The sequence below is a fragment of the Synechococcus sp. R5-12 genome (genome assembly GCF_047502655.1).
Lineage (GTDB): Bacteria > Cyanobacteriota > Cyanobacteriia > Thermostichales > Thermostichaceae > Thermostichus.
In genome coordinates, this window is sequence record NZ_JANSIM010000223.1 from 1 (window position 1) to 10626 (window position 10626).

Annotated in this window: 9 protein-coding genes; 5 read left to right on the top strand and 4 right to left on the bottom strand. The window is 59.7% G+C overall.

The window, feature by feature from the left end; translation table 11 throughout:
- Positions 1 to 93 precede the first annotated feature (93 nt).
- Entirely contained in the window at positions 94 to 903 is an 810-nt protein-coding gene (locus tag NW843_RS11375; RefSeq protein WP_414522992.1) for a response regulator transcription factor, read from the top strand.
- On the opposite strand, the gene NW843_RS11380 is transcribed toward NW843_RS11375, so the two are convergent.
- Both NW843_RS11380 and glgP read right to left on the bottom strand, forming a co-directional pair.
- Positions 900 to 1961, bottom strand: a complete 1062-nt coding sequence (locus tag NW843_RS11380; RefSeq protein WP_414522993.1) for a tetratricopeptide repeat protein — start codon at positions 1959 to 1961, stop codon at positions 900 to 902. The genes NW843_RS11375 and NW843_RS11380 overlap by 4 nt on opposite strands.
- Positions 1962 to 2384: 423 nt before the next feature.
- A complete protein-coding gene (gene glgP / locus NW843_RS11385; RefSeq protein WP_414522994.1) occupies positions 2385 to 4985 on the bottom strand; it encodes an alpha-glucan family phosphorylase in 2601 nt (866 codons plus the stop codon).
- A gap of 150 nt (positions 4986 to 5135) precedes the next feature.
- Here glgP and mnmE point away from each other — a divergent pair, with 150 nt between their 5' ends.
- From mnmE to gpmI, 4 genes are all read left to right on the top strand, one after another.
- Positions 5136 to 6515 (top strand): tRNA uridine-5-carboxymethylaminomethyl(34) synthesis GTPase MnmE, encoded by a 1380-nt coding sequence (mnmE, locus tag NW843_RS11390; protein WP_414522995.1) that lies wholly within the window; start codon positions 5136 to 5138, stop codon positions 6513 to 6515.
- Positions 6516 to 6614: 99 nt separating this feature from the next.
- The gene (gene dps, locus NW843_RS11395) at positions 6615 to 7115 is read left to right on the top strand and encodes a DNA starvation/stationary phase protection protein Dps (RefSeq protein WP_414522996.1); all 501 of its coding nucleotides are present in this window, start codon (positions 6615 to 6617) and stop codon (positions 7113 to 7115) included.
- Positions 7116 to 7154: 39 nt separating this feature from the next.
- Positions 7155 to 7673, top strand: a complete 519-nt coding sequence (locus tag NW843_RS11400) for a tetratricopeptide repeat protein (RefSeq protein ID WP_414522997.1) — start codon at positions 7155 to 7157, stop codon at positions 7671 to 7673.
- A gap of 215 nt (positions 7674 to 7888) precedes the next feature.
- The gene (gene gpmI, locus NW843_RS11405) at positions 7889 to 9481 is read left to right on the top strand and encodes a 2,3-bisphosphoglycerate-independent phosphoglycerate mutase (protein WP_414522998.1); all 1593 of its coding nucleotides are present in this window, start codon (positions 7889 to 7891) and stop codon (positions 9479 to 9481) included.
- Positions 9482 to 9495: 14 nt separating this feature from the next.
- Here gpmI and NW843_RS11410 read toward each other — a convergent pair whose 3' ends face one another.
- Positions 9496 to 9810, bottom strand: coding sequence for a hypothetical protein (locus NW843_RS11410; RefSeq protein ID WP_414522999.1), 315 nt, complete (start codon positions 9808 to 9810; stop codon positions 9496 to 9498).
- Entirely contained in the window at positions 9807 to 10394 is a 588-nt protein-coding gene (locus NW843_RS11415) for a DUF3177 family protein (RefSeq protein WP_011434226.1), read from the bottom strand. Before NW843_RS11415 ends, NW843_RS11410 begins: the two co-directional genes overlap by 4 nt.
- Positions 10395 to 10626: the final 232 nt, after the last annotated feature.

Sequence of the window (10626 nt, forward strand, 5' to 3'; positions counted from 1 at the left end):
CGGTGCGGTTCCCGGTAGGGTGCCGGAGGCATAGCACTGTCGCGGTAGCGGTGCGGAGCACTATGATGTGGGCGGGATCCCAACCGAACAGCCATGCAACCCTTGCACATCTTGCTGGCAGAAGGCAACCCTCATCTGCGCAGCTTGCTGTGTTGGCATTTGCAACAGGCCGGACACCAAGTTTGGGAAGCAGAGACCCTTCGCCAAGCAAAGACTCTGCTGCAACACCAGCCCATTCACCTGCTGATTTTGGATGCGGAGCTGTCCAACCGCGGCGGGCTGCAATTGTGCCGGTGGGCCCATCGCCAGTACGATCTGCTGATTTTGCTACTCTCCCACCGGGGATCCGAAGCGGACATTATCGCCGGCCTAGAAGCAGGAGCGGACGATTACCTCACCAAGCCCTTTAGTATGCAACTGCTGGATGCCCACCTTCTAGCCTTGGCTCGGCGGCGACAGCGTCATATCCCCCCTACCTTTCTGCAGTACGGGGATCTCAAAATTGACCTGGTGCAACGGCGCGTCGCCTTGGCTGGGGAAGGGATCGACCTCACGCCTCAGGAGTTTAGCCTGCTGATGGTGCTGGTGCAGGCGGATGGGGATCCCGTCTCTCGTCTAGAGCTACTAGAGCGAGCATGGCCGGATTCCACCGATAACCCTCGCACCGTCGATACCCATATCCTCTCGTTGCGAAAAAAGCTGGAACGGGATCCGCGCCAGCCCAGCTTGATCCACACAGTGCGCAATGTCGGCTACTGCTTCGGTCTCAACCCCCCGCTGCCTCAGGAACAGAAAACCGTTTCAGTGGCTGCAGGCGTTTCGGGATCTGGGCCTCAGCGGCAGCGTCGTGGAGTTGCAGCGTCAGGGGAGGCACCTGCAAATCAATCAATCAAATCCCGCTAGGCAGATTGCGCAGGATCCCAGTCGGGATCGCTCAGTTGCAGCAGAGACCGGCGTACCCGCTGCTCCAAGGCCAGGTTGTGATGTCGGCGGCTGACCTGCAAAGCTGCCTGCAAATCCGAAAAAGCTGTTGCTTTATCTCCCATATTCCAGTAGGCCAGCCCTCGTCCGTACAAGCCATACTCGTCGGAGAGGTCGATGCGGTTCATATCCGCTTCCAGGCGAAAGGCCCGCTCGTAGTCATCTAAAGCCGCTTTGATCTCCCCCAGCGCATAGAGAAGGTTGCCCCTGCTGTAGAGGACGTTGGGCTGTTGGGGTTCTCTTTCTAGGCTGCGGCTGAGGTCGGCAATGGCCTCGTCAAAGTGATCACCACAGGCATAAGCCACACCCCGCTGGTAGTAGTGGGCTGGGCTGGGATCCCAGTCAATAGCCTGCGACCAATCGGACAAAGCCGCCTCCCAGGTGCCCAGGTAGCTGTGTAAACGGGCCCGCTGGGAATGGGCAAGCGCTGAGGTGGGATCCAAGCGAATGGCTTCATCCAGATGAGCTAGGGCCAAAGGCAGGGATCCCTGTTGCACGAGCAGGTTGGCCAAGCTGAGGTGGTGGGGGACGTTGGGGTGTAGGCGCACCAGTTCAGCAAACTCCGCCGTTGCTCCTTGGAGGTCCCCGAGAGACTGACGAATCAGCCCGCGGTAAAAATAGGGTTCTGGACGGCGTGGGGCCAACCGGGTCGCCTGGCCGAAATCCTCCAAGGCTTGGGGAACTTGGCCGAGGGCAAAGTAGGCTTCTCCCCGCAAAATGTAGGCGTTGGCCAGGCAGGGATCCCGCTGCAGAGCCAAGCTGAGCTGTTCAATAGCCCCCGGCAAATCCCGGTTCAGCCACCGTTCTCGACCACGGTTGTAGGCCAAGATGGCCGGACGGGTAAAGGCAGAGATGGCGGCTGCACCCACCAGGCCCATCACTGCCAAAAGGCGATCCTGCCGCCAGCTGGCCATGCTCCCCAGCAACAGGGCAACCGCAATCAAAAGGCGCAAACCGGCAGAGTCGTGGGCTCTGAACATACTGCTCTGCACCGCTGTTACGAACGTATCCTGTTTTTTTAATCTGCTCGCGAGCTTCTCTCTGATTCTGCCCGATTTGGCAGCGAAAAACGCCGAACAGCTCAAGCCCAAAAAGCTCCCGTAGCTCACCCGTAGCTCACTTGGATCAAGAGTAGAAAGGGGATCCCCGTGCTCCTCCCAACCCTTTAGCTTGTGGGGGTGTGGGGGTAGCTAAGCCCCGCACTGTACCCGTAGCGTCAGTGTCGGGATACAGAGACCCCCACATGGTGTATGATGAGAGTAGTTGCACAAAACGGCTTTGCCGGAATCTGGTGCAGCTACACGGTGGGACATCCCGTGTCTGCTCGCAGAGGGTTCTTGCGTAGGCTCCCCGATGAAGTGAGAAGCCCACACTGTACCCGTAGGGTCAGTGATGGGAGTATGTCACGCCCAGAGCATCAACCGCAGCTCATAGGGATCGTGCATATCGGGGTGAAAGGGCAGCAAGCGGATGGCTAACCCTTGCAAGCCGCTGGCCTCATAGCAAATCTGGCCGGAAAAGATGGCCCGATCCTCCAGCGTCTCCACATAGCGCAGGGGGGTCGCCTGTCCCTTCTGAATCTGGCCCTCATCATTGACCGGCCCCTGGTAAGCTTGCACGATCACATCCTGAGGTCGCAGGGATCCCAGCCGCACTTCCACCGTCACGGTGAGGGGATCCCTGGCCATCACCACTTGGTCATCCTGTGCCAAGGCAAGGCCGGCAGCGGCAGCTTTCTTCGGGGTTTCGATCTGGACGTTGAGAACCTGGATGTTGTACCAATGCTCCTGCAGGTGGTTTTGCCAACGAACGAACTGGCGGGCCGACTCAAAGTGGTCACGGCGCATGCGGTCGAAGTAGTTGCTGAGAGGAATGTAGGCTCGCTGGACGTACTCCAGCACCATGCGCTGCGTGCTGAACTGGGGGCAATTGAGGCGAATCGCCTGCTTCATGCGCTGGATCCACTGGTGGGGTAGGCCATCGCTGCCGCGCTGGTAGAAGAGAGGGGCAACCTCTTGTTCCAGCAGGTCGTAGAGGGCATTCGACTCCACCTCATCTTGATAGGCGCGATCCTCATACTCCTCACCGCGGCCAATGGGCCAGCCGGTCTGGTAATAGTCAGCCTCGTCCCACCAGCCGTCCAAAATACTGAGGTTCTGTCCACCGTTGGCTGCCGCCTTCATGCCACTGGTGCCGCTGGCCTCCCGGGGGCGCAAGGGGTTGTTCAGCCACACATCCACCCCGGCCACCATCAAGCTGGTGACATACATGTCGTAGTCCTCAATGAAAACCAAGCGCTGGCGAAACTCCGGCTGCCGCGACACATGCACAATTTGGCGGATCAGCTCTTTGCCGGGTATGTCGCCGGGGTGGGCCTTGCCGGCAAAGATAAACTGCATCGGGTACTGAGGATGGTTGAGCAAAGCCTTGAGCCGTTCCAGGTTGTGGAACAAAAGGGTGGCCCGCTTGTAGGTGGCAAAGCGGCGGGCAAACCCAATGGTAAGCACCTCCGGGTTGAGGGCCTCAGAGGCCCGTTGGATCTCAGCCGCTGAGGCAGCCCGTTTCTGGAGCTGTTCCATCAAGCGCTCGCGGGTAAAGTTAATCAGGCGGGAGCGGCTGCGCTCGTGGGCCCGCCACAATTCCCCATCCGGAATCCGATCCACCTTTTGCCAGAGGGGATCCGAAGGAGGAGCCTCTGCCCAATCCGGCCCCAGGTAGCGGTCGTAGAGGGCTTGGTTCTCCTCCCCCACCCAGGTGCGGACATGTACCCCGTTGGTGATGGAAGTAATCGGCACTTCTTCCAGCGGGATCCCAGGCCACAGCCGGCTGAACATCTTGCGGGAAACCGCCCCATGCAGCTTGCTCACACCGTTCACAAAAGAGGCCATGTTGATGGCCAGCACTGCCATGCTGAAGGGAGATTGGAAGTCGCCAGTATTTTCCCGTCCCAAAGCCAAAAAGCGCTCCCGGCTCAGGCCCATCTGGCTGTAGTAGAAGCCGAGGTAGTAATCGATCTTGTCGGGCGGGAATAGGTCGATCCCGGCGGGCACCGGCGTGTGGGTGGTAAACATCTGGCTGGACTTGGCCACCTGCCAGGCCTCTTCAAAGCTCAGCCCCTGCTCCACCATCAACAGGCGAATCCGCTCTACTGCCAAAAAGGCCGAGTGCCCTTCGTTCATGTGGTAGACGGTGGGATGGATGCCAAGGGCGCGCAAAGCCCGCACGCCGCCGATCCCCAGCATGATCTCCTGGTGGATGCGCAGATCTTGGTCGCCACCGTACAGCTCATCGGTGATGTCTTGGTCGTACTGGCTGTTGGGCTCGATGTTGGTGTCCAGAAGATAGAGGGGCACCCTCCCCACCGTCACCTTCCAAATGCGGGCGAACACCTTGCGGTTGGGATAATCCACCTCAATGCGAATTTCGCGGCCCTCCGCATCTCTCTGCAGCTCCAGGGGCATGTTAAAGAAATCGTTAACTGGGTAGCGTTCCTGCTGCCAGCCGTCGGGGTTGAGGTACTGGCGGAAATACCCCTTTTGGTAGAGCAAGCCCACACCCACCAGGGGCAAGCCCAGGTCGCTGGCCGCCTTGAGGTGATCCCCGGCCAAAACCCCCAAGCCGCCTGAGTAGAGGGGTAGACAATCCGCCAAACCAAACTCTGCCGAAAAATAGGCGTAGCACTCCCCTTCCACCGCTTGGGCCGAACGATACTTGCGGTACCAAGTGTCTTCCTGCAGATAGCTCTGCAGTTGTTGGCTGGCCCGTTCCAACTGGGCCAAAAAGCCGGGATCCTCCGCCAACTCATCCAGCCGTTCCTGCCGAATCTGGCCCAGAAGAGCCACCGGGTTGTGGCTGCAGGCATCCCACAGATCCGGATCCATGCGCCGGAATAGGCTGCGGGTTTCTACGTTCCAACTAAAATGCAGGTTGTAAGCCAACAAGCGCAGACTTTCCAGCGGAGTAGGCAGGTAGGGAGTGACCTTAAACGTGCGTAGCGGCTTCATAAAGACTGGGAGGAGCGTTGTTTCCACTGTCAGGCTACCTTGCCCTCAGCCTGAGGGCGTGGCTTTTTAACTTGAATGTCGATTTGTAATCCAGTGGATGCCGAGCTGTAATCCAACGGCTGCTCGAACTTCCTCAGGGCTCTATTTGGGATGGATCCGACTGCGCCCCTGGCCGATACGATCGCTGCCATTGCCACTGCGGTGGTGCCTGAACAGGGCAGCGTGGGGATTGTGCGCCTTTCCGGGTCACGAGCCCTTCCCATTGTCCAAGCCATCTTTACCCCTGCCCGCCGCAACGCAGTCTGGGAGAGCCATCGGCTCCTCTACGGCTGGATCCGCGACGAGAAAGGCCAAATCCTAGATGAAGCGCTGGCCGTTTGGATGCAGGCCCCCCGTTCTTACACCCGCGAAGATGTGACAGAGCTGCATTGCCACGGTGGCATCATGGTGGTTCAGGCCACGTTGCAACAATGCCTGCGGCAGGGGGCGCGGCTGGCTCAGCCGGGGGAGTTTAGCCTGCGCGCTTTTCTGAATGGCCGCATTGACCTCACCCAGGCCGAGAGTGTGGCCGATCTGGTGGCGGCCCGCTCCCCTCAGGCGGCCCGGATGGCCCTAGCAGGCTTGCAGGGTAAGTTAGGGGGATCCATTCGCGCCCTGCGCCAGGAGCTGCTGAGTTTGTTGGCAGAAATTGAGGCTCGCCTCGACTTTGAAGAGGATCTGCCCCCCTTGGATGTTGCCGCTTGGCAGGCCCGGCTCCAAGCTATACAAACCCAGATCCAAGCTCTGCTGGCCACGGCAGAACGGGGACAACTGCTGCGCACCGGGGTGAAGGTGGCCATCGTCGGGAGGCCCAATGTGGGCAAGTCCAGCCTGCTCAATGCTTGGTCAGGACAGGATCGGGCCATCGTCACCGATCTGCCCGGCACCACCCGCGACGTGGTGGAATCCCACCTGGTGGTGAAAGGGATCCCCGTTCAACTGCTGGACACTGCCGGCATCCGCGCCACCGAAGATCCGGTGGAACGGCTGGGGGTGGAGCGCTCCCAACGCCTAGCCCAGGCTGCCGATGTGCTGGTACTGGTCATCGATGCCCAAGCGGGCTGGACGGCTGCCGACGCTGCCATCTATGAGTCGATCCGCCATCGCCCCCTCATCCTGGTGATCAACAAAACCGACCTCGCCCCGCCAGAGGGGATCCCCCTCCCCCCCGAAATTGCCCACCGCGTCCCCGCCGTTGCCGCCCAAGGGAAAGGGATCCCGGAGCTGGAAAGAGCCCTGGAGCAGCTCGTCACCCAGGGACGTCCCCAGCCCAATCTGGAGATAAGCCTGAACCAGCGGCAGGCCGCTGCCCTCCGACAAGCCCAAGCCAGCCTGGAACAGGTGGGGCAGGCCATCCAAGCTCAGCTCCCCCTGGACTTTTGGAGCATCGACCTACGGGGCGCCCTACATGCCCTTGGCCAGATCACCGGCGAGGAGATCTCAGAATCAGTGCTGGATCAGATTTTCAGCCGCTTCTGCATCGGTAAGTAGCCCCCTAACTCATACTCATTTTGAGTTTGTGTTACCATGGGCTCAGTTGGGAAGCCGAAGCGGATCCCCGATAATGGAAACACAATTAGGAGATTAGGCATGGTTACCGCCGAGAAAACCCGTTTGTACCCCACCCGGATCGACTTGCCGGCAGAGGCTCGCGCGCAACTGGTGGAGCTGCTCAACCAGTCCTTGGCAGACACGTTGGATCTGAAGACGCAGGTGAAACAGGCCCACTGGAACGTTAAAGGCATGCACTTCATCGCCTTGCACGAGATGTTCGACACTTTTGCCAGCACCCTGGAAAACTACGTGGACATGCTGGCGGAACGGGTTACGGCGCTGGGGGGCATCGCCCGCGGCACGGCTCGCATCGTTGCCCAAACCTCCACCTTGCCGGAGTACGATCTGGCCGCTGAAGAGGGTCGGGATCACCTGCAGGCTTTGGCAGCCCGTTACGCTCACTATGCAGCTTCCGTCCGCCGCAACATTGACCGCACCACCGAACTGGGGGATGCCGACACAGCAGACCTGTTCACCGAGATCTCGCGCCAGATTGACAAAGATCTTTGGTTTATCGAGGCTCACCTGCAGGCGTGACGCCGGCAAGACCCATCACAGGCAAGTGGGGCAAGCAAAATGGGCGTTAACGTTCCCCTCCTGTATTTGGTGGCTCTGGCCGGTATCCTCGGCGTGGCGGGCTTCTTTGTCCTGCGCGAGGTGCTGCGGGTACGGGCCCAGGAAAAGGTCATCCGTGAGCTGCAGCCCCGCCTGAGCAAAGGCAAGGGATCCCCGCAGGAGCACTACGAGTTGGGCAGCGTCTATTTGCAAAAAGGCCTCTACGACCAGGCGGTTGCCCAGCTCAAAAAAGCCCTAGAAGTGGCCGGGGAGAACATTCCCCCCGTCTGCAACGCCCTCGGTTTTGCCTACTTCAGCCAGGGGCAGTACGACTTGGCCATCCGTTACTACAAGGATGCCGTGGCTGCGGATCCCGGTTATGTAACTGCTTGGAACAATCTGGCCCATGCCTATGAGAAGAAAAATCTCTATGGCCCAAGCCTGGAAGCTTACGAAACTGCCCTGAAGTTGGATCCCCGAAATGCCATTGCCAAGCGGCGCTCGGAGTCTCTGCGCAAACGGTTGCAGCCCAGCCCCTGAGGATCCCATCTGCAATTTCATCCGCAGAAATACTCTTGACCGCAGCACAGTTGTCCATAGGAGTTGGCTCTAAAGACTCCATCCTGCCTGTGCAGGCACTTCCTTATCCTCTCAAAAGAAGATTGATAATACTGAAATCTTGAGCGCAAATGTAAGATCCGGTATCGTGTTGCCTGGGCTGGTATTATGTCTTAAATAAAACGAGAGGCCATTTCATGGATTCGCAATCGGTAGCACCTGTGGTTTTGGTGATCCTGGATGGCTGGGGTTATCGGGATGCTCTCGATGGCAACGCGGTGCTGGCTGCGGAAACCCCTGTCCTGGATAGCCTTTGGGCTGCCTATCCCCACACCCTGCTGCAAGCTTCGGGTCGGGCCGTGGGCCTGCCGGCAGGACAGATGGGCAACTCTGAAGTCGGGCACCTGACCTTGGGGGCAGGGCGGGTGGTGCCGCAGGAATTGGTGCGCATCAGCGACGCGATAGAGACAGGATCCCTTTTCCAGGATCCCTTGTTGATGCAAGTTTGTCGCCAGCTCAGAGAGCGAGGGGGCCGTTTTCACTTCGTTGGCCTTTGCTCCGAGGGGGGGGTTCACTCCCACATCGACCATCTCTATGGGTTGCTCAAGCTGGCGGCCCAGGCTGAGATTCCGGCCTATGTCCACGCCATCACCGATGGCCGCGACACCTTGCCCCGCGATGGTGCCAGGGTTCTGGCCGCCCTGGAAAAAGAGCTGCAATGGCTGGGCAATGGCGTCATCGCCACCCTGAGCGGACGCTACTACGCCATGGATCGGGATCGCCGTTGGGAGCGCACCCAAAAGGCCTACGAGATCATGACCCAAGACGGCCCTGGCCGTGGACAAAGCGCCGCGGAGGTGATGGAAGCTTTCTATGCCCAGGATCTCACAGATGAGTTCATCCCGCCCACCCGCCTGGCTCCGGGGGCTGTGCAGCCGGGAGATGCAGTGCTTTTCTTCAACTTCCGCCCAGATCGCGCCCGCCAACTTACCCAAGCCTTTGTCTGCCCAGATTTCTCAGGCTTTCAGCGCCCCTTGCTGCCGGATCTCACCTTCATCACCATGACTCAGTACGAGGCGGAGCTGCCGGTGCAGGTGCTTTTCAAGCCGCAGAACCTGGATCACCTGCTGGGCCAAGTGGTGAGCGAGGCCGGCCTCAAGCAATTGCGCATTGCCGAGACGGAAAAATACGCCCATGTCACCTACTTCTTCAACGGCGGCATCGAGCAGCCCTTCCCCGGCGAAGATCGCATCCTGGTGCAAAGCCCGCTGGTGACCACCTACGACCAGGCGCCGGAGATGTCGGCAGTGGAAGTGACCGACAAAGCGATAGAGGCCATCGCCCGCCGCGAATACAGCCTGGTGGTGCTCAACTATGCCAATCCCGACATGGTGGGCCACACCGGCAACTACGAAGCCACCATCCGCGCTTTGGAGACGGTAGATCGCTGTTTGGGCAGGTTGCTGGCGGCAGTGGTGGATGCAGGAGGCACCACTTTGATCCTGGCGGATCACGGCAATGCCGAGCTGATGTGGGATGAGAACGGCAACCCCTGGACGGCCCACACCACCAACCCCGTTCCCTGCATTCTGGTGGAGGGGGAAAGGCGCAAAATCCCCGGCTGTGGCGGCGATGTCAAGTTCCGCTCCAACGGCACTTTGGCCGATGTGGCCCCCACCCTGCTGGAGATCTTGGGCCTGCCTCAGCCCCCCGAAATGACAGGACGCTCGCTTTTGCAGCCGGCAGAATATACCATTCTCCAGCGGCAACCCAGCCCTGTGGGGCGGTAGGTGCCAGGGATCCCTTACTCCGCCACCGGGATCCCTTCTTGGGCCAGCCATGCTGTTAGCTCTCCCCAGTTGCGATAGACAGCCAGAACCCGTGAGCGATCGGGGTGATAGGGGGCAGCCAAGCGCTCCAACTGCAAAAAGCGGGCCTGGGGAGGGATCACCGCCGCTTCGGGATCGGGGGGAGTGGGTCGGCGCAAGGAGCTGCTGTAGCCGCGGTAGATCAGCACCAGATCAGACTCTCCCTCGCTTTCCACCTCCACCCGCAGCACCTCTTGCGGGTGGTCTTGGCTATAGCGCTCCAAGGCCAAGGGCCAAGGCAGGGCCCTCATGCTTCCAGTTCCCCCTTATCAGTTCCGGGTCGCAGCCGCCAGACAAAGTAGAGGCTGTAGAGCAGGTAGGCCACCAGCCCCCAGGCCCCCACGCTCCCCAGCAGCTCCGGCGATACATTGGGATGGAAGATCTCCCGAAACCCCAGCGGTGGCCCAAACCAAGCCCGGCACTCCTCTGGCAGAGAAGTGCGGAAAGCACAGGGCACAAAGGCCCCCGAAAAGAGGATCCCGGCCCCCATATAACCAGTCAGGCCCCACCGCCAGAGCAAAAAGGCTCGCGCCGCCCAGGTTCTCGACTGCTCGAGAGCAGCACTCCAGTCCCGCCAAAACCAAAGACAAACCAAGATCAACAGCCGCGCCATTGCTCCACTGAGAAAGCTGACGGGCAGGCCCCCAATCATCAGGTACACCGTCACCGCCAAGAGGCTCGATACCCGCCAATAAACGATCAATAGCTGAATCAAGGGCCGCAACCCCACCGCAAAAGCCCAAATCAGCAGCAGCAATGGCATCACCACCGTCAGCGCCACTGCCAAGCGGTAGTCCAGCCAGATTGCATCCACCAGCCAACTCTGGGGAGTCATCCTCACCCTCTGCCACTCCTGCCCCTTAGTATATGAAACCTGGGGGATCCAGGACGGGACACAGAGAGTTACGGAATGTTAACGCCTGCTGACCATCCCCAGCAAAACTTTACACCAGACAGCTTTCAGAAAGTTTTCCATTTTGCCGCTACCGATCCCCGAAAGTGGTAGATTCTTAGCTAGCTCCTCAGAGGAGCATGACTCTAGTCAATAATAAGCTCAACTATACTGA

Coding starts and splice junctions, on each gene's coding strand:
- NW843_RS11375 (WP_414522992.1), top strand. CDS start 94: ATGCAACCCTTGCACATCTTGCTGGCAGAAGGCAACCCTCATCTGCGC.
- NW843_RS11380 (WP_414522993.1), bottom strand. CDS start 1,961: ATGTTCAGAGCCCACGACTCTGCCGGTTTGCGCCTTTTGATTGCGGTT.
- glgP (WP_414522994.1), bottom strand. CDS start 4,985: ATGAAGCCGCTACGCACGTTTAAGGTCACTCCCTACCTGCCTACTCCG.
- mnmE (WP_414522995.1), top strand. CDS start 5,136: ATGGATCCGACTGCGCCCCTGGCCGATACGATCGCTGCCATTGCCACT.
- dps (WP_414522996.1), top strand. CDS start 6,615: ATGGTTACCGCCGAGAAAACCCGTTTGTACCCCACCCGGATCGACTTG.
- NW843_RS11400 (WP_414522997.1), top strand. CDS start 7,155: ATGGGCGTTAACGTTCCCCTCCTGTATTTGGTGGCTCTGGCCGGTATC.
- gpmI (WP_414522998.1), top strand. CDS start 7,889: ATGGATTCGCAATCGGTAGCACCTGTGGTTTTGGTGATCCTGGATGGC.
- NW843_RS11410 (WP_414522999.1), bottom strand. CDS start 9,810: ATGAGGGCCCTGCCTTGGCCCTTGGCCTTGGAGCGCTATAGCCAAGAC.
- NW843_RS11415 (WP_011434226.1), bottom strand. CDS start 10,394: ATGACTCCCCAGAGTTGGCTGGTGGATGCAATCTGGCTGGACTACCGC.